Source organism: Thalassotalea fonticola (assembly GCF_032911225.1).
Taxonomy (GTDB): Bacteria; Pseudomonadota; Gammaproteobacteria; order Enterobacterales; family Alteromonadaceae; genus Thalassotalea_A; species Thalassotalea_A fonticola.
Genome location: NZ_CP136600.1, coordinates 4,454,485 through 4,472,633, shown reverse-complemented (window position 1 = coordinate 4,472,633; position 18,149 = coordinate 4,454,485). Strand labels below are relative to the sequence as shown.

The 18,149-nt window shown below is 37.6% G+C and carries 16 protein-coding genes; 7 read left to right on the top strand and 9 right to left on the bottom strand.

Going from position 1 to position 18,149, the window contains the following annotated elements:
* Window positions 1-126: 126 nt before the first annotated feature.
* The 4 genes from lysS to dsbC all read right to left on the bottom strand — a co-directional run bounded on the left by lysS (window position 127) and on the right by dsbC (window position 5,525).
* Window positions 127-1,665: a lysine--tRNA ligase gene (gene lysS, locus RI844_RS18435; protein ID WP_348396107.1), complete on the bottom strand. Its 1,539-nt coding sequence runs from the start codon at window positions 1,663-1,665 to the stop codon at window positions 127-129.
* Between the two features lie 38 nt (window positions 1,666-1,703).
* Window positions 1,704-2,802, bottom strand: a protein-coding gene (prfB, locus tag RI844_RS18430; protein ID WP_348396106.1) for a peptide chain release factor 2 whose coding sequence is annotated in 2 segments (ribosomal slippage) — window positions 1,704-2,726 and window positions 2,728-2,802 — 1,098 coding nt in all. Because the reading frame shifts where the segments join, the coding sequence is not laid out codon by codon here.
* A gap of 109 nt (window positions 2,803-2,911) precedes the next feature.
* Window positions 2,912-4,651 carry a single-stranded-DNA-specific exonuclease RecJ gene (gene recJ / locus RI844_RS18425; protein ID WP_348396105.1) on the bottom strand — a complete coding sequence of 580 codons (1,740 nt, stop codon included), beginning with the start codon at window positions 4,649-4,651 and terminating at the stop codon, window positions 2,912-2,914.
* Window positions 4,652-4,790: 139 nt separating this feature from the next.
* Entirely contained in the window at window positions 4,791-5,525 is a 735-nt protein-coding gene (dsbC, locus tag RI844_RS18420) for a bifunctional protein-disulfide isomerase/oxidoreductase DsbC (protein ID WP_348396104.1), read from the bottom strand.
* A gap of 297 nt (window positions 5,526-5,822) precedes the next feature.
* Here dsbC and fldB point away from each other — a divergent pair, with 297 nt between their 5' ends.
* The 3 genes from fldB (at window position 5,823) to RI844_RS18405 (ending at window position 8,945) form a co-directional block, all read left to right on the top strand.
* Window positions 5,823-6,344: a flavodoxin FldB gene (fldB, locus tag RI844_RS18415; protein ID WP_348396103.1), complete on the top strand. Its 522-nt coding sequence runs from the start codon at window positions 5,823-5,825 to the stop codon at window positions 6,342-6,344.
* Window positions 6,345-6,467: 123 nt separating this feature from the next.
* On the top strand, window positions 6,468-7,739 hold the full coding sequence (gene srmB / locus RI844_RS18410; protein WP_348396102.1) for an ATP-dependent RNA helicase SrmB: 1,272 nt from the start codon (window positions 6,468-6,470) through the stop codon (window positions 7,737-7,739).
* 177 nt (window positions 7,740-7,916) lie between these two features.
* Complete coding sequence (locus RI844_RS18405; protein WP_348396101.1) at window positions 7,917-8,945, top strand: S1C family serine protease; 1,029 nt, start codon at window positions 7,917-7,919, stop codon at window positions 8,943-8,945.
* A gap of 73 nt (window positions 8,946-9,018) precedes the next feature.
* Here RI844_RS18405 and RI844_RS18400 read toward each other — a convergent pair whose 3' ends face one another.
* The 3 genes from RI844_RS18400 to yaaA all read right to left on the bottom strand — a co-directional run bounded on the left by RI844_RS18400 (window position 9,019) and on the right by yaaA (window position 12,372).
* The gene (locus RI844_RS18400; RefSeq protein WP_348396100.1) at window positions 9,019-10,818 is read right to left on the bottom strand and encodes a TIGR03545 family protein; all 1,800 of its coding nucleotides are present in this window, start codon (window positions 10,816-10,818) and stop codon (window positions 9,019-9,021) included.
* Complete coding sequence (locus RI844_RS18395; protein WP_348396099.1) at window positions 10,818-11,336, bottom strand: TIGR03546 family protein; 519 nt, start codon at window positions 11,334-11,336, stop codon at window positions 10,818-10,820. The genes RI844_RS18400 and RI844_RS18395 overlap by 1 nt, the downstream gene beginning before the upstream one ends.
* A 262-nt stretch (window positions 11,337-11,598) precedes the next feature.
* Window positions 11,599-12,372 (bottom strand): peroxide stress protein YaaA, encoded by a 774-nt coding sequence (gene yaaA / locus RI844_RS18390; RefSeq protein ID WP_348396098.1) that lies wholly within the window; start codon window positions 12,370-12,372, stop codon window positions 11,599-11,601.
* 260 nt (window positions 12,373-12,632) lie between these two features.
* Between yaaA and tal the strand changes: the two genes are divergently transcribed.
* The 4 genes from tal to RI844_RS18370 all read left to right on the top strand — a co-directional run bounded on the left by tal (window position 12,633) and on the right by RI844_RS18370 (window position 16,164).
* On the top strand, window positions 12,633-13,586 hold the full coding sequence (tal, locus tag RI844_RS18385) for a transaldolase (protein WP_348396097.1): 954 nt from the start codon (window positions 12,633-12,635) through the stop codon (window positions 13,584-13,586).
* Between the two features lie 169 nt (window positions 13,587-13,755).
* Complete coding sequence (locus RI844_RS18380) at window positions 13,756-13,926, top strand: DUF3545 family protein (protein WP_348396096.1); 171 nt, start codon at window positions 13,756-13,758, stop codon at window positions 13,924-13,926.
* A 363-nt stretch (window positions 13,927-14,289) separates the two neighbouring features.
* On the top strand, window positions 14,290-14,943 hold the full coding sequence (trhA, locus tag RI844_RS18375; RefSeq protein ID WP_348396095.1) for a PAQR family membrane homeostasis protein TrhA: 654 nt from the start codon (window positions 14,290-14,292) through the stop codon (window positions 14,941-14,943).
* 144 nt (window positions 14,944-15,087) lie between these two features.
* On the top strand, window positions 15,088-16,164 hold the full coding sequence (locus tag RI844_RS18370; RefSeq protein ID WP_348396094.1) for a ketoacyl-ACP synthase III: 1,077 nt from the start codon (window positions 15,088-15,090) through the stop codon (window positions 16,162-16,164).
* 84 nt (window positions 16,165-16,248) lie between these two features.
* Here RI844_RS18370 and RI844_RS18365 read toward each other — a convergent pair whose 3' ends face one another.
* Together RI844_RS18365 and RI844_RS18360 are read right to left on the bottom strand one after the other, a co-directional pair.
* The gene (locus tag RI844_RS18365; RefSeq protein WP_348396093.1) at window positions 16,249-17,268 is read right to left on the bottom strand and encodes an ABC transporter permease; all 1,020 of its coding nucleotides are present in this window, start codon (window positions 17,266-17,268) and stop codon (window positions 16,249-16,251) included.
* Window positions 17,261-18,148 (bottom strand): ABC transporter ATP-binding protein, encoded by an 888-nt coding sequence (locus RI844_RS18360; RefSeq protein ID WP_348396092.1) that lies wholly within the window; start codon window positions 18,146-18,148, stop codon window positions 17,261-17,263. Before RI844_RS18360 ends, RI844_RS18365 begins: the two co-directional genes overlap by 8 nt.
* Window position 18,149 lies beyond the last annotated feature (1 nt).

Genomic DNA, 18,149 nt, shown 5'->3' with positions numbered 1-18,149 from the left:
GCCGAATTTTCTAAGTCATATTAGCGGTTTAAATAAGCAGATAGTGAAAGCTAACGCATCATTCTAGTTATTAGGCATAAAAAAACCACCCTGCGGTGGTTTTTTTCAATTTACGGTTATACCTATTTATTCAGCAACAGGACGCATATGTGGGAATAAAATAACGTCTTTAATTGTTGGAGAGTCAGTAAATAACATAACTAAGCGATCAATACCGATACCTTCACCTGCAGTTGGTGGTAAACCATACTCAAGGGCCGTGATGTAGTCTTCATCAAAGTGCATTGCTTCATCATCGCCAGCATCTTTTTCTTCAACTTGCTTTTTAAAGCGAGCGGCTTGATCTTCAGCATCGTTAAGCTCAGAGAAACCATTTGCTAATTCACGGCCGCCAACGAAGAATTCGAAACGGTCTGTGATGAATGAGTTGTCATCATTACGACGAGCAAGTGGTGATACTTCCCAAGGGTACTCTGTAATGAAAGTAGGTTGATCAAGTTTATGCTCAGCAACTTCTTCGAAGATCTCACATAAGTACTTACCAGGGCCCCAAACGTTTTTACCTTCAGGCTCTTTAACGCCTACTTGTTTAGCAATTGCTTTAAGCTCGTCAAAACGACCTTCAGGATCTTTAATTACATCTGCATCTAAGTGAGGACCATGTTTAATGACTGCATCCATCATAGATAAACGCTCAAATGGTTGGCCGAAATCGTAGAACTTCTCTTCAGTCACTTCGCCTTCAGCATTTTTAACTGTATTACGAATAACTGAATTACCCATTACATTTTCTGCCAATGTACGTAACATGTCTTCGGTAAGGTTCATTAAGTCGTTGTAATCAGCGTATGCCTGATAGAATTCGATCATAGTGAATTCTGGGTTATGACGAGTAGACAAACCTTCATTACGGAAGTTACGGTTAATTTCGAATACTTTTTCAAAACCACCAACCACTAAACGCTTAAGATAAAGCTCTGGTGCAATACGCAAGAACATATCAATGTCTAATGCATTGTGGAATGTTTCAAATGGCTTGGCCGTTGCGCCACCAGGGATCACTTGTAGCATTGGCGTTTCAACTTCCATAAAACCACGTTCAGTTAAGAAGTTACGGATACCGCTAACTATTTGTGAACGCACTTGGAAGGTATCACGAGTTTTTTCGTTAATGATCAAATCAACATAACGCTGACGATATTTCATTTCTTGATCTGACAAACCGTGGAATTTTTCTGGTAATGGACGTAATGACTTAGTTAATAGTGAATATTCTTCCATATTCACATACAAATCGCCTTTACCTGATTTATGTAGCACACCTTTAACACCGATAATGTCGCCAATATCTAATAAGCCCCAGCGCGCTTTAATATCTTTTTGTACGGCCTTTTCAGCGTAAGCTTGAATGCGGCCAGACATATCCTGTAACACTAAGAACGGGCCACGCTTAGCCATCACTCGACCAGCTACAGCATAAGTTACTTGTAACTCTTCCAGCTCTTCTTTGGTTTTATCACCATGTTCAGCTTGAATATCGGCAGCGTAATGCTCACGATTAAAATCATTTGGGTGGCCATTAGCTGGGCAGTTTTCACGAATGTTGTCTAATTTACCGCGACGTTCAGCGATTAATTTGTTTTCGTCTTTAGCTTGTTCTGTCATTTTAATTTCTCAGTATTACGTAAATTCTTAATTTGTTCTTACAGGCCAAATTTTAAGCTGGCTTCAATAAATTGATCTAAGCTGCCGTCGAGTACCGATTGCGTATTACGCGACTCAACCCCAGTTCGTAAATCTTTAATGCGGCTATCATCAAGCACGTAGGAACGAATTTGACTGCCCCACCCTATATCTGATTTGCCATCTTCTAAGGTTTGTTTATCAGCGTTTTGTTTTTGTATTTCAAGCTCATACAATTTAGCTTTTAACAGCTTCATTGCCGTAGCTCTGTTTTTATGTTGCGAGCGGTCGGCTTGACAACTCACCACCGCATTAGTAGGAACATGGGTAATACGAATCGCCGAGTCGGTTTTATTAACATGCTGCCCACCGGCGCCAGATGCTCTAAACGTATCAATACGTAAATCAGCTGGATTGATATCAATTTCAATATCATCGTCTATCTCTGGGTAAACAAAGGCAGAGGCAAATGACGTATGACGCTTACCACTGGAATCAAACGGTGACTTTCGCACTAATCTATGTACACCTGTTTCGGTACGTAACCAACCATAGGCATACTCACCTGAAAACTTAATAGTACAGCCTTTAATACCAGCGACATCACCATCAGTTTCTTCTAACACTTCAACTTTAAAGCCTTTTGCATCACCCCAACGTAAAAACATACGCTGGATCATTTGTGCCCAATCTTGTGCTTCAGTGCCGCCAGAGCCTGATTGAATATCAAGATAACAATTATTTGCGTCTTGCTCACCACTAAACATTCGGCGAAATTCTAACTTCGCTAATTGAGCTTCTAGGCCAATAAGTTCATCGGTTGCTTCATTTAACGTTTCTTCGTCATCTTCTTCAACAGCAAGTTCGATTAATTCGCTAACATCTTCACATCCGCTATCCATATCATCGATAGTTTTTACAATAAGCTCTAATGACGAACGTTCTTTACCCAGCGCTTGTGCGCGCTCAGGTTCGTTCCATACATCAGGTAATTCTAATTCACGATTAACTTCGGTTAAACGTTCAGCTTTTTGGTCATAGTCAAAGGTACCCCCGAAGCACATCAGTGCGTTCGCGAATGTCTTTGATTTGGTTATGTAAAGGATTGACTTCAAACATCAATAAAAACTTAGCTCAAAAACTTAGAAAAATAGTCGCGCATTGTAGCGTAATAACGCCCTACATAAAAGAGCAGAGCGATATCTTTGTGATTTTTCGTAGGGCTGTTTTAAGCAGCTTCAATATGATCCACTAAAAGCTGCACAGTTTGCTTGCCCCTAAACTCATTAATGTCGAGTTTATACGCCAAGTGTACCCACTCACATTGATTATTAGGCCAAAGAGATGTGTCAACATTAAAAGCGATAGCATCAATGGCTAAATCATCAATTTGTACCATGAGTTTCAAGTGCTTCTCACCAACAATTCGCTGTTGAATAATTTTAAAATGGTTATCGAACACAGGCTCAGGAAAGTTTTGCCCCCAAGGTCCAGATTCTCTTAATAAGCTAGCAAACTCTAAATTAAAGGCATCTTTTGCTAATTCGCCATCAGAAAGTACCTTGCCTTGTAGCATTTCTGCGCTTAACCACTTTTGTGCATATTCATTAAGCAGTGTTTGAAACTTGTCAAAATCGGCAAGTTTTATAGAAAGTCCGGCAGCCATTGCATGTCCGCCAAATTTTAATATGATATTCGGATGTTGTGAATCAATATGCTCTAATAAATCGCGAATATGTAACCCCGGAATTGAGCGCGCCGACCCCTTGATTTCAGCAGTGTCGCTATTGTCGTCAGGATTGCTACTTGCAAAAACAACTGTTGGTCGATGGTACTTTTCTTTTAATCGCCCAGCAACAATACCGATAACACCTTGATGCCAATCCTCTTGAAATAACGCCAACGCAGAAGGCAAGTTACTGTCATTAAAATTAAGCTTTTTAAGTACATTTTCAGCCTCAAACTGCATACCCTGCTCAATTTCACGGCGGGTTTTGTTTAAGTCATCCAGATCTTTTGCCATTACTCGGGCTTTATTTAAGTCAGTTTCGAGTAAACATTGAATACCCAGCCCCATATCATCTAGACGACCTGCAGCATTTAACCTTGGACCTAATCCAAAACCAAAATCACTAGCAACCATTTTTTGTTGGTTTTTACCGGCAATTTCAATTAACGCCTGAATACCCGGGCGTGTTGCACCGGCTCTAATGCGCTTTAAACCTTGAGCAACCAAAATTCGGTTGTTCTGATCCAGACTCACCACATCGGCGACGGTTCCTAAAGCAACTAAATCGAGAAGTTGTGCCATATTTGGCTCTGGGATCTGCTTGCTTGCAAACCAGCCATTGCTGCGCATTGTTTGACGAAGTGCAGCCATCAAATAAAACGCGACCCCTACCCCTGCCAAGGCTTTACTCGGAAAAGTACAGCCATGTTGGTTCGGGTTAACAATGGCATCAGCATTAGGTAAGGAACTTCCCGGTAAGTGATGATCGGTAACTATCACCATAGCACCTAACTCTTTTGCTTTGGCAACCCCTGGAATGCAACTTATGCCGTTATCGACGGTAACAATAACGTCAACGCCTTGAGCAACTGCTATTTCACTTATTTCAGGTGTTAATCCATAACCATATTCAAATCTATTCGGCACGATGAAGTCATGATTTGTTGAACCGAGTAAGCTTAGTCCTTGCATCATTAATGCTGTTGATGTTGCGCCATCAGCATCAAAATCACCTACTACAATAATGCGCTTATTTTCTTTAATGGCAGCAAATAATAATTCACAGGCAAGATCTAACCCCATTAATTGTGAAGGCTTATGCATACTTGCTGCGCCTTGATCTAATTCACTTGGCAAAGAAATGCCACGAGATGCATAAATTTGCTTTAATACAGGGTGTAAATGTTCAGGTAATGTTGAAGTGTCGCAGATTGCACGTCGACTGATTTGCTTGTCCATTAAGGTGTTCTATGTAGCAGTGAAGTGGTATTAGAGTATCGTATTTAATCTATTATACCAAACGGATTAATCAAATTATAAAGTCGTAAAAGCAGGTAAGGCGCCAAAGAGGCGCCTTACCATAAAAAACGGATTTGTATTAACCTGATTTTTTCACTGAATAGCTTTGAAATATTTGTTGCATTTGCTCTGGTGTTTTATATCCAGGTAGCATCATGCCATCATCAAGCATAATTGCCGGGGTGCCTGAAACACCGATTTTTTTACCAAAATCGTATTGATCGGCAACAGGTAATGAACAGACCTTTTGTTCTACTTGTGAGCCCCCTTTAGCATTCGTCATCGCTCTTTGTTGATCATCGCTACACCATACACTGCGAATATCAGAGAAAGATTGACTTTGTAGGCCACCACGTGGGTATGCCAAGTAACGAACAGTAATACCTAAGTCGTTATATGATCCCATTTGGTTATGTAATTTACGACAATATCCACAGGTTAAATCGGTAAATACTGTCATTTGATATTTTTCATCTTTCGCCGGAAAAACAATCATTGAACCTTCAAATTTTTCCATGCCTTCGATGCGAACTTTAGCTAAACTTTCTTCGGTTAAACTACTGATGCCATCTGCTGAAATTTCGTAAACTTTACCTTGAATTAAAAATTTACCATCAGCGCTGGTATAAAACATGCCCTGGTTAGTAAAAGCTTCATATAAATTATCCATTTTAGAAGGAGCAATAGACTCAACTTCTAAACCTAACTTGCCTAAACTTGCTTTGATTTTAGCTTCGTTGTTTTCAACAGCTTGACTTGGCAATGTAAGCAACACAAACGATGTCACTACCACTGCAATTAATTTTTTTAACATAACTTCAATTCCTAATATGCTTTCCGTGTTAACTGTATTTATTAGAGTTCTCTTACCATTGTTCAAGAGCGCATAAAAATAAGACCGGATTCAGGCGGGTAAAATTACTGACTTATGCCATCAAATGCAAGATAAACCAAAGTATTTGATAACAGTTTTGCCTATTTACACCTAAATTAACGTGTTATTAACACATTATAGTTCATTAATGCCAACATTTAGCTGTATTTCACTTTAGCTTAAGCTGAATTTTCTGTTAGAATCGCGGGCAAATAAAGTACAGGAAATATCAACATAATGAAAATCGGTTTGTTCTATGGTTCAACTACTTGCTATACCGAAATGGCGGCTGAAAAAATTCAGGCTGCGATGGGTACAGATCTTGTTGAAATATTTAACATTAAAGATGTACCATTATCTGATTGTTTGCAATACGACATTATTATATTTGGAATTTCCACTTGGGATTTTGGTGAATTACAAGAAGATTGGGAATCAAGCTGGGATGATATTACCAGCTTAAATTTACAAGACAAAATTGTTGCTTTGTTTGGTTTAGGTGACCAAGTGGGCTATGGTCAATGGTTTCAGGATGCACTAGGGATGTTGCACGATCAAATCATTCCCCAAGGAGCCAACATAATTGGCTACTGGCCAAATCAAGGTTATGAATTTGAAGAATCAAAGGCACTAACACCAGATAAAGATTTTTTTGTTGGCCTATCGCTTGATGATGAAACGCAATATGATTTATCTGAGCAACGCATCGAGAATTGGTCCGAACAAATACTTGAAGAAATGAGTGAGCTGCTCGCTTAATACTCGCGAAGTTAATATAAAAAACAATATCGCTAAGTGCTCATAAAATATACTATATAATAGAATACGTTTTACATTCGAAACGAATACAACTCTATTAAGACTCTAAGGTAATTATACTCCATGTTTAAACAATTTGATCTTGATGATGAACTTGTTGCCGGTACTGTTAAGGCTGGCTTTAAAAAACCAACATCAATCCAAAATTTAGTATTGCCAGAAGCCATGGCCGGTAAAGATGTTTTAGCATCTGCACCAACTGGTACAGGTAAAACTGCAGCGTTTATTTTGCCTTGTGCTCAGCATTTATTAGATTACCCAAGAACAAAGCCAGGCTTTCCTAGAGTATTAATTCTTGCGCCAACAAGAGAATTAGCCACCCAAATATTTCAGCAGGCTGAATTATTAACGGAATTTACCGACATCAAAATTGGCTTAATTACCGGTGGTGTAAATTATGGTTCTCATAAAGAAATTTTAACGCAAACTACTGACATGTTAATCGCGACACCTGGACGATTAATGGATTACATCGATAACGAACAATTTGATGCCAGAGACATTGAAATATTAGTGTTAGATGAAGCAGATCGTATGTTGGATATGGGTTTTTCTGACAGTATCAATCGTATTGCGGGTGAAGCACGCTGGAGAAAACAAACGTTATTATTGTCTGCAACTTTAGCTGGTGCCGGAATTATTCGTTTTTCGAAAGACTTATTGAACGAGCCTGTATTTGTTGAATCAGATCCTTCTCGTAAAGAAAAAGCCAAAACTCACCAATGGTTGCATTTAGCCGATAGCAAAGAACATAAATTAAAGTTGCTTTGCCATATCCTCAAACAAAAAGATGTTAAACGTGCGGTTGTGTTTGCTAACAAACGCGAAACAGTACAGATGCTTGCCGGGGTTTTACAAAGTGAAGAATTGAGTAACGCATGGCTTGAAGGTGAAATGCCGCAAGACAAGCGTAATAATGCAGTATCTCGTGTAAAAACAGGCAAAGTGAACATCTTAATTGCGACCGATGTTGCAGCTCGTGGCCTAGATATTGATGACATAACTCATGTAATTAACTTTGATATGCCGCGCAAAGCTGACATTTATGTACACCGTATTGGCCGTACAGGGCGAGCAGGTAAAAAAGGAACAGCCATTTCACTAGTTGAAGCACATGATATGCTTTCGGTTGGTAAAATTGAACGCTTTACCGAAGAAATACTGCGTCGCCGTGTTATTGATGAGCTGCGACCTGCTTATAAAGAAGCAAGAATTCCAGTTAAAAAAAATAAGACCAAAAAAGTCGTTAAGAAAAATGCGGGTCTAACCCGTAAAGCAAAAGCCGCTAAAAAGGCTAAGAAAGCGAAAAAGGCGAGAAAAAAATCTGCTAGTTAGTAAGTGATACTCTTATTTCATTAAGGCTTTAATCATCTTATTAAAGCCTTAATTTTTTCAACTCCTCCTCATTAGAAGTTAATTTCATATCAAAAAAAACATATCAAGCTGAAATACTCCTTTCTTTTATTAACAAAATACGTACACTCAAATTTCAGTTCCCAAATTGGAAAACATATGTTCCGTATTTTTTGTTTAAGTATTTTTGTATTCTTATCTTTATCAGCTCAGGCTGACAGTTCAGTAAAGCAACTTTTCAAAAAAGTTAATGACGGTGTGGTTGAATTACACGTAACGTCAATTGCAAATCCAAAACCTGGGCAAGTAAGTTATAAAGAAACATCGAGTAAATCATTAGGCTCCGGCGCAATAATTAGCAAAGAAGGTAATATATTAACCGCAGCTCATGTTGTTGGCAGAGCCACAAACATTGAAGTGATATTTACCGATGGTAGTAAAACTTCAGGCCACGTTCTTTGGGTTGATAACTTAATTGATCTGGCAATGATCCGCGCCAGAAAAATACCTGATAGCATTAAACCTTTAAAACTTGCTGACAACGGTGGTTACACAATTGGCGAACAAGTTATTGCTATTGGTGCACCTTATGGCGTAAGCCATAGTTTATCTGTTGGCTACCTAAGTGGGATTAGAGACAGAGAAACCATTCCAGGTACAAATATTACACCACGTTTATTACAAACTGATGCATCAATTAACCAAGGTAACTCAGGTGGTCCTTTGTTTAACTTAGACGGCGATATTATTGGTATTGTAAGTCATATACTTTCTCAGTCTGGTGGCAGTAATGGTTTAGGCTTTGTTGTTTCAGTTGATACTATTAAAGAAATTATCGCTTCTGAACCTAGTGCATTTGTTGGACTTATTCCACACTTGTTGAATGAAATGCAGTCAAAAGCAATTAATAACCAGTTTGGTTATGGGATGTTGATTCAACATGTTGTTCCAGCAACGTTAGCAGATAAGCTTGGCTTTCAAGGTGGCTACTTAAACGTAATGATAGGCCGTACACCAGTGTTACTTGGTGGTGATATCATATTAGAAGTGGACGGTATCAAACTTAAAAAACTAGAAGATGCGATGAAACTTAGACAACGTTTTTCAAATTATAAAAAAGGGGATAAAGTTAAGTTCGTTTATTTACGTAATGGCGTAAAAGATGAAGTAACCTGGACCGTTGATTAGTCTGATTAAAATAACTATTTAAGATAAGGCTTTAAAATATTTATTAAAGCCTTATCTTTTAACTTCGTAAAAGCTAACCAAATAACTTATCAAGCTTATCCTTTAACTTATCTTTAGCTTTGTTTTCTAACTCTTTTTTCTTTTTCTTGACTACATCCGATTTCAGTAGATTATCCAATGCTTTATCAGTATCGGTCAATAATGCCTCAGCATCAGCAAACTCTGCAGCCTCACTATCACTTATTTTTAACGACTGGGCGACTTTCTGATTTAAGCCTGATTGCAATTGCTTTTGAAAGGTAGAGAGTTTAGCTTTAAGTTGCTCAGCGATAGCCTTGGTAATTATGTTGTCTAAATCAGATTTTATGCGGTAACTAGGCGAGTTTAATTGACCTTCTATATCAATATTCAGCGAAAATTGTTTAACAGTATCAATTGCAGCCAATAATGAACGGCCAACACTTGACGTTGATGCGCCAGTAAATCTAGCCTGATTTACCTCGAATTTATTAATACTATTTAATGAGCTATCAACTAAATTAAATTGCCCAACGCCAGCAAGATTTGCTGATTGCATTGCCAAAGAGAAATTATCTTTATCGCGCAACTTTGCATCATCAATTGGCACTTGAGAGATTTGCCAATCACCTTTACTGGTAATAGCAACATTATCATTAAACACTTGCGTATTTATCAGTGCGTCACCACTTTTTAATAAGTTATTACTACTAACCTTTATGATTGTTGGTTTATTTCTATGCCAATGCTCAGCAGTTAATTCATTAATTTCAAAGTTAAAGCTACCTTGTACCAGCTCTACTTGAAATAATGCTTTTTTAATGAGCCAAGGTGGTAATGGGTTTTCATCGATAAAGTGGATGAAACGCCCATAAGCTAAACTTTTTTCTCTCTCGGCCTGCTCAGCAAGTTTTGCTTCTTTATTGGAATCTAAAAAGGGCTTTATTCGGGCATATAGCTGTTCTGCCGATTCATAGTACTCTCTCGCTTGCTCACCAAATAAAATATGAGCAAAGTCAGCATTATCAACTTTATCTAGCTGATACTTACTTTTTAACTGTTGCCAGTCACTGTCTGGTGCAGCCTTCACATCAGTTAACGCCTTAGCCAATACATTTTTACTTTGTTTCAGTTGCTGCTGCGATTGCTTAACTAATGCTTTATCCTGTTTAAATTGTTTTTTCAGGGCCTCAAAGTCACTTTTAAGCTTATTGAAATCTTCAATCGATTTAACTTTGGTCTTCGACAACTTCTTAACTTGTGATTCGTAAGACTTTAAAACATCTTTAGACGGTAAGTTGTTTACTAGTTGTTTTAGTTTTTTCTTTTCTGTTTTATACGCTTGCTCTAATTGCTTTGACGCTTTAACAGTTAATAAATTACTGTCATTTAAAATATCTTTAACGTCGGGGAACTGCTCCTCAATTGCCGGCATTTGTTTTTCAATTGATTGCCCTGTAGCCTCAACCAGAGAAGTATCGGAATCACGATATATTTCTCCTACCTTTGAACGCTCACTATCAAACGTTAAAGCGGTAATAGACAGTTCTTCAATAAGTATTTTACCAAATAAGTATTGCCAAACATCTACGCCTGCACTGGCAGAGCCAAAAGCAACTATATTGTGGCTTGGCTTTTTATTGTCAGTAGCTTGTAAATCGTTAACGGTCACTAATAGCGGTGAATAATTAATTTCAACATCACCAACATTTACCTCAGCACCTAAATACCAGCCGCCACCTTGTTCCAAACTTAACTTAATAATTGAAGGCGCAAAAATAAATAATAGCGAAAATAAGATCACACAAGTTGCAATAAAACCAAGAATACCTTGCCAACGAAAATACTTTGTCATTACGCCACTCCCGAGTTTGTTAAACTTTGATAAATACGGTAAAAACGAGAGCTTTTTAATGCCTGTACAATTTTAAACTTCTCAATAAAAGCTTTTACATGGTGACGATAACGTTTAATAAGATATTGGCTAATAAAGACCGTAGGGATAAATAAAACTAGCGAAAAAATAAATGATCCTAGCGTCAGGGTATTATGAAAATGAGCGAGCTTAAATATATTGGATTGATAAAAACCCTGCCACAAACTTGCTAATCCAGGATTGGTAAGTACCCCCTCACCCACGCTGGCAAATATTGGTGATAATCCCAACGCCAATAAACTAAAACCCGCAAATGCGACAAAAAACGCACTTAAATTTACTCGTACAATAAAAGCGATAAACAACACCATAAGATTATGCAAGCTGAGTGTTGGGCTTAAGCCGATGATCATCCCCAGGGCAATTGCCAATGCAATTTGCCTTGGTGAGCTTTCAGAATTTAACGCTTTGAATAATTTTGCTAGTAGGGTTAACAATTGAACTCCTTAATTCATCCTTGTTCTTTGTTATACAGCATATATCATACCCGCTGCCATTCAAAGTGCGGGATTTCAGTGGGAGTTAAAAGCAATTTAGGTAAGGCATTAAATTTAGAGAATGGTTGTTCCATTGTTCAATTTAATAACGCGACATAAATTGCTTTTAAACCCATCGAAGAAGCTCAAGAGCTCTGAAACCTGCATATTGAATGGTAACGGGTATAAATTAAAAATTTATCTTTGTCTTTCGTGGTTAACTTTACACCTGCTTACGCGTAAATACAGGTACACTTTCGGTAGATAAAGCTTCGTTATAGCCATAGCCTGCTACATCAAAAGATTTCAGTTGCTCTACATCGGTAATTTGATTTTCAATAATATAACGCGCCATAAATCCACGCGCTTTTTTGGCAAAAAAACTGATCATCTTATATTGACCATTTTTCCAATCTTTAAATGCAGGTGTAATAATTGTGCCGTTAAGATCTTTCTTTTTAACCGACTTAAAATATTCAGTAGAGGCAAGATTAATTAATATCTCATCACCTTGCGCTTTTAATGCTGCATTAATGTTATCAGTTACCACACTCCCCCAAAACTGATACAGATTTGTGCCGCGAGTATTGTCCAACTTAGTACCCATTTCAAGGCGATAAGCTTGCATTAAATCAAGCGGCTTTAACACGCCATATAAACCAGATAAAATTCTGAGGTGCTGTTGAGCAAATTTAAAATCAGCGCCAGTAAATGATTTTGCATCTAAGCCAGTATAAACATCACCATTAAAAGCTAATACTGCGGGTCTTGCATTTTCAGGGGTAAAAGGCATGTGCCATTGGGTAAACCTTGCCACATTCAAACCTGCTAGTTTATCGCTAATTCCCATTAGTGAAGAAAGATCAGCTGGTGTTAAAGTTACACAGCGTTTAATAAGCTCAGCACTATGGTCTAATAATTCAGGTTGACTATACTCGTTGGTAGGAAGTTCAGATTCAAAATCGAGGTTTTTTGCCGGAGACACAACTAATAACATAATAATTCACAAGTTTTATTAAAATAACTGCTAAAACTATATCATGTATAGAACACTTATTTTAACTAACAAAATTAACTTTTTTACCGAGATTATTAAAATATATTCGATTATTTACTCTAAAAAGCAATTTAGCTCTTGCCATATCTGGTAATTTTGTTACAAATAGGCAAGTACAATCGCAATTTACCGCATTATACAACGCAAGCTTTGGCTTTTACTGAAATTTTATTACAACTTATTCTTATTAGGTGGCATTCATGACCTCTCAATTATCTCAGCTTAAAGCGATGACAACAGTAGTTGCCGATACAGGCGACGTTGGCGCAATTGCACAATACCAACCAGAAGACGCAACAACTAACCCTTCTCTTTTGTTAAAAGCAGCAAGCATTGAAAGTTACCAACCATTACTTGCTCAAGCTGTAGAGTGGGCAAAAGCACAATCAAACGATAAACAGCAGCAAGTTATTGATGCTGGCGATAAGTTATCAGTGCTAATAGGTTTAGAAATTTTAAAAGTGATACCAGGACGTATTTCAACCGAAGTAGACTCACGTTTATCTTTTGATGTAGACGCTACCGTAGCAAAAGCAGAGAAGTTAATATCTTTATATAATGATGCTGGCATTGCTACAGATCGAATTTTGATCAAAATGGCGTCAACTTGGGAAGGCATCAAAGCTGCAGAGATATTAGAAAGTAAAGGCATTAATTGCAATTTAACACTGTTATTTAGCTTTTGTCAGGCACAAGCTTGCGCCGAAGCAGGCGTATTTTTAATTTCTCCATTTGTAGGCCGAATTCTTGATTGGTATAAGAAAAGTAGCGGTAAAGATAGCTACCCTGCAGCAGAAGATCCTGGCGTTGTTTCAGTAACAAGCATTTTTAACTATTACAAAAAGTTTGATTATAAAACAATTGTCATGGGCGCAAGTTTTAGAAATAAAGACGAAATATTAGAGCTTGCTGGCTGTGACCGCTTAACTATCAGCCCGCAACTATTAGAAGAGCTAGAGCAAAGCGATGAGGCAGTTAAACAAAAGCTAATTGCAGGCGAGGTTTCAACACAACGTCCACAAAGCTTAAGCGAGCAAATGTTTCGCTGGCAGATGAACCAAGATGCTATGGCTACCGAAAAACTGGCCGAAGGTATCCGCGGGTTTACTGTCGATCAAATTAAACTTGAAGATAAACTCGCCGATTTGTTTTAATTTAATTCGATATCTGTTGTTTTTACCTTCAAAAAACAACACCTGCTCAAAAAGTCGCCAAGTGCGACTTTTTTATTGTTTTTTTGTTACTAAAGTGTTCCATTTTTAAATTTGCTGTGATATTAAGAAGAGGCGTTTTAAAAAATAATAATAAATAAGGAGCTTTAACATGGATCCAATTGATAATTTAATTCAGTTAATTGAAGGTAAATCGAAAGCCAAAACAACAAAAGCAAAATGCAAATGGCGTGAGATTGAGCAACTTAAAGAAAAATTAGAACTAGAAAAACAAATTGAATTTTATGACGGTTCTCTAGAGCACTTACTAGAAGAATATTAATACAAGTAACCTTCGTTAATAAAATTTATTATTCAAAACCCCGTTTACGGGGTTTTTTAATGCCCATAAATGAATGATTATTTTATATAACACCTACAAATTCCAGTGAACACACGTACACAAATAACCATTAAAACATAATTAAAAACAAGAACAAATCATACCAAAAAGTCACAAAACCAAACAACATAACCTTTAAGCCACTGATTTCAAATGGATCATATCAAATAAAGCAATTCGAATGACTAGAGTGAGATTTCAGTGTACACTTGTTTTACATTTTTTGATTGAATTAGTTCTTTTAACTGGTCATACTAGTTCATCAAAATTACACAACTCGATAAAATATAAAGTAAACGCGCAATGGCTACACAAGTAATTAAACAGAAGATTTCCCAAGGATATTCATTCGTTGAGGAATTACTAAACTCTATCACCCATGGCGTAGGAGCGATGTTGAGCGTTGCTGCATTAACGTTAATGATTATTGTGGCTAACGATGCCTTTGAACTTACCAGTGCGATTGTTTATGGCAGCAGTATGATCATCTTGTTTTTAGCTTCGACTCTTTATCATAGTGTTACCAACGCATCAGCTAAAAAGGTTCTTAAGCTTCTCGATCATTGCGCCATTTATTTATTAATTGCCGGCACCTACACTCCTTTTATGTTAATTAGCATCAAAGGTGCTTGGGGTTACTCCATTTTGTCAATCGTGTGGACAATGGCGATTATAGGGATATATTTCAAAATTGTTTATAAACAGCGCTTTCCTAAAGTATCGCTATTTACTTATTTAGCTATGGGGTGGTTAATTGTTATAGCCGCACCTCAAATGATCGCTAATGTCGCAACTGGAGGATTAATTTTGCTAGCCAGTGGCGGCGCAGCTTACAGTTTAGGCGCCATATTTTACGCCTATAAAAAAATCCCTTTCAACCATGCCATTTGGCACGTCTTTGTTTTAGCCGGCAGCATCTGCCACTTTTTAGCGATATACTTGTACGTCATAGAATAACCTTCCCTTTTAAAAATTGATTATTTAGTCGATAAAAAGCAATGAATAAATTAGTCAGCTAAGGTAAAGTGAATAAATTAAACACCTGTTTAAAATTAAGAATAATTTTTATCCGGTGACAACAAACCTTTTTCAGGAATAACTATGCAATATGCCGACATTACCGGCTGGGGGAAATACACCCCGCCGGCCAAACTTAGCAATGATGATTTAGCAACATTTATCGATACCAGTGATGAATGGATTTCATCTCGCACCGGTATAAAAGAGCGCCGTATTTCTCATATTAATACCGCTCACATGGCAGCACTGGCCGGTAAGCAAGCTCTTGCCCGAGCTGGTGTAGATGCCGATGACATTGATTTAATAATTGTCGCCACCTGTACTCCAGATACATTAGTGCCAAATACCGCATCGAAAGTACAAAACTTGTTAGGTACCAACAACAGCGCATGTTTTGATTTAAGCTCAGCCTGTACTGGTTTTTTATATGCACTGCAAAGTGCTACCGCACAAATAAGAGCGGGTATGATTAATAAAGCATTAGTGATTGGCGCCGAGCGCATGAGTTGGTTTATAAATTGGTCACTTCGAGATACTGCAGTACTGTTTGGCGATGGCGCTGGCGCCATGGTCTTGGAAGCAACAGATAAAGAGTGTGGGTTATTACAGGCTAAACTTGGTTGTGACTCAAAATCACGACAAATTTTAAGTATTGATAATTTTGGTACTGACATCGACCGCTATGAAAATTTCCCAAGTGCACTGCAAATCACCTTCTCAGGGCCTGACATTTTCAAACGCGCCGTTCGCGGTATGGGCAAAGCCACTGAAACCGTCATGGAAAAAGCAAATTTAGCCATTGAAGATATTGATTTACTTGTACCCCATCAAGCGAATTTAAGAATAATTGAAACCTTGCAGAGCAAATTAAAATTAAAAGATGAGCAATGTATGGTCAATATTCAAAATTACGGCAATACCTCTGCAGCGACCGTTCCTATTGCATTTTGTGAAGCATTAGAACAAGGAAAAGTAAAACCTGGCGACACTATTATGTCAGCAGCATTTGGGGCTGGCCTTACTTGGGGGGCGGGTTACATAAAATGGGGGAATAATGTCACGCCTAAAAATGACTACATCCAAGAAGAGCAACACGTTGATAAAACAGCAAAAGAGTTATTAGCCGTTGCCATTAAACATTGTACTAATAATTCTTAACCATTTTTTCAGCTTATATAAAGCAAAAACGAGCTTAACAGCTCATTTTTGCTTTATAAAATCAGAGACTCTACCTGCTCGCTGTTATCTTTCACTATCCCAACTAAACAACCTAGCACTCAATAATAAACATACTGCGGTCATAGATAATAGAACCGTAAGTTGATAGCTCACATCTTGTAACGTTGCGCCTTCAGTGATTATACTTCGCGCAGCGCTAACTAAGTGAGTCAAAGGAAATACTTCTGCAATATTCTGCACAAACTGTGGTGCACCTTCCAATGAAAACCATACACCAGAAAGTAACATCATTGGCCATGTTGCCATATTTAATAACCCGCCAACCAGCTCTTCTGATTTACTGCGAGTAGAGATTAATAAGCCAAGACTTATCAGGCTCATAGCTCCTGCGACCGCGATTAGGAATAAATTTAAATAACTACCCAACATAATAAAATCGAAGAAGAAATTGCAGCCTATATAAACAACAGAAACCATAAACAACACAATAAACAAACGAGAAAGCAACTGTGCAGAAATAAACTCCAAGGCCGATAATGGCGTGGCTTTTAAGCGCTTTAATACTGAGTTTTTTCGATACCGAACAATGACATACCCGACACCAAACAAGCAACTAAACATCATATTCATACCAAAAATCCCCGGTAAAACCCAGTCAATATAACGGATAGGTTCGCCGGTAGTTACCATACGTTTTAAGCCACCAGCATCGTGCAAAAATATTTTTTCAACCATATAGCTCTTTGGTGATTGCTCGTTCACCCAATAATGGTTATTGGCTAAGTCAATGATCATATCAATTTCATGTTGCTCTAACTTGATCATTGCTTTTTCAGGCTGTTGGTATTGGACAAAATCAATATATTTGGTTTGCATAAATGGATGGGAATCATTCATATTTTCAATTAGTTGCGTTACAACACCGACTTTGTAAACGGCTCTGCCATCACCAGAAAAGGCAAATGAAAAAATAACCAATAACAAAACCGGGAATAATAAATTCCATGCTAATGATGATTTATCCCGAAAAAACTCTAAATTACGGGCTTTAACCACAGCAGCAAATCGTGAAAATTTAAACATGGGATGTGCCTCCGAGCGAATGACCAGTGAGCTTTAAAAATAGATCATCTAAATTAGCTGATTTAATATGTAAACCGGTTAATGGCACAGCTAGTTCGATCAACTCTTTAACCGTTTTCTCAACGTTAACTGACTTAATTTCAACATAGGTTTCTTCAATATTCCACCGTTGTTTAGTTGCAAGTTCATTACCAACATTTTCAACAGGAAGGTAAATAAAAACCTGTTTAAAATGGCGGGTTAATAACTGTTTAGGAGAGCCTTGTTCGATAATTTTACCATTATCCATTATCACTATATTGTCACAAAGCTGTTCGGCTTCATCCATATAATGGGTAGTTAAAATTACTGTTTTACCTTGTGCTTTAATGTTTTTAATTAACTGCCAAAAGTGTCGACGTGATTGTGGATCTAACCCGGTAGTAGGCTCATCTAAAAAGACAATTTCAGGATCATTTATTAATGCCAAAGCCAGTAGTAAGCGTTGTCTTTGCCCACCTGATAAAAGCCGGTTATCACGATTGACAAACTCGCTTAAATCACACAGCTCGATTAATGTTTCATTGCTTAATGTTTTTTCATAAAACGAGGAAAATAAATTGAGCGTTTCGGTTACAGTCAGGTAATCTTGTAAGGCAGTACTTTGAAATTGAATACCAATCAACTGGCTTACATCAGCATTTGCCTGAGTATTATATTTAACCTCGCCTGAAGTTTTATTAATGATGCCTTCCATTATTTCAATAGTAGTAGTTTTACCTGCACCATTAGGCCCAAGCAGACCAAAACAATGCCCCTTGATAATGTCAAAGCTTACATCATCTACTGCTTTCACATCCTTATAATGTTTAGTTAAATTCTCTACCGTAATTATCTTCATA

Excerpts from the sequence above, each read along its gene's own strand:
- lysS (WP_348396107.1), bottom strand. The coding sequence starts at position 1,665 with ATGACAGAACAAGCTAAAGACGAAAACAAATTAATCGCTGAACGTCGC.
- recJ (WP_348396105.1), bottom strand. The coding sequence starts at position 4,651 with ATGGACAAGCAAATCAGTCGACGTGCAATCTGCGACACTTCAACATTA.
- dsbC (WP_348396104.1), bottom strand. The coding sequence starts at position 5,525 with ATGTTAAAAAAATTAATTGCAGTGGTAGTGACATCGTTTGTGTTGCTT.
- fldB (WP_348396103.1), top strand. The coding sequence starts at position 5,823 with ATGAAAATCGGTTTGTTCTATGGTTCAACTACTTGCTATACCGAAATG.
- srmB (WP_348396102.1), top strand. The coding sequence starts at position 6,468 with ATGTTTAAACAATTTGATCTTGATGATGAACTTGTTGCCGGTACTGTT.
- RI844_RS18405 (WP_348396101.1), top strand. The coding sequence starts at position 7,917 with ATGTTCCGTATTTTTTGTTTAAGTATTTTTGTATTCTTATCTTTATCA.
- RI844_RS18400 (WP_348396100.1), bottom strand. The coding sequence starts at position 10,818 with ATGACAAAGTATTTTCGTTGGCAAGGTATTCTTGGTTTTATTGCAACT.
- yaaA (WP_348396098.1), bottom strand. The coding sequence starts at position 12,372 with ATGTTATTAGTTGTGTCTCCGGCAAAAAACCTCGATTTTGAATCTGAA.
- tal (WP_348396097.1), top strand. The coding sequence starts at position 12,633 with ATGACCTCTCAATTATCTCAGCTTAAAGCGATGACAACAGTAGTTGCC.
- RI844_RS18380 (WP_348396096.1), top strand. The coding sequence starts at position 13,756 with ATGGATCCAATTGATAATTTAATTCAGTTAATTGAAGGTAAATCGAAA.
- trhA (WP_348396095.1), top strand. The coding sequence starts at position 14,290 with ATGGCTACACAAGTAATTAAACAGAAGATTTCCCAAGGATATTCATTC.
- RI844_RS18370 (WP_348396094.1), top strand. The coding sequence starts at position 15,088 with ATGCAATATGCCGACATTACCGGCTGGGGGAAATACACCCCGCCGGCC.
- RI844_RS18365 (WP_348396093.1), bottom strand. The coding sequence starts at position 17,268 with ATGTTTAAATTTTCACGATTTGCTGCTGTGGTTAAAGCCCGTAATTTA.
- RI844_RS18360 (WP_348396092.1), bottom strand. The coding sequence starts at position 18,148 with ATGAAGATAATTACGGTAGAGAATTTAACTAAACATTATAAGGATGTG.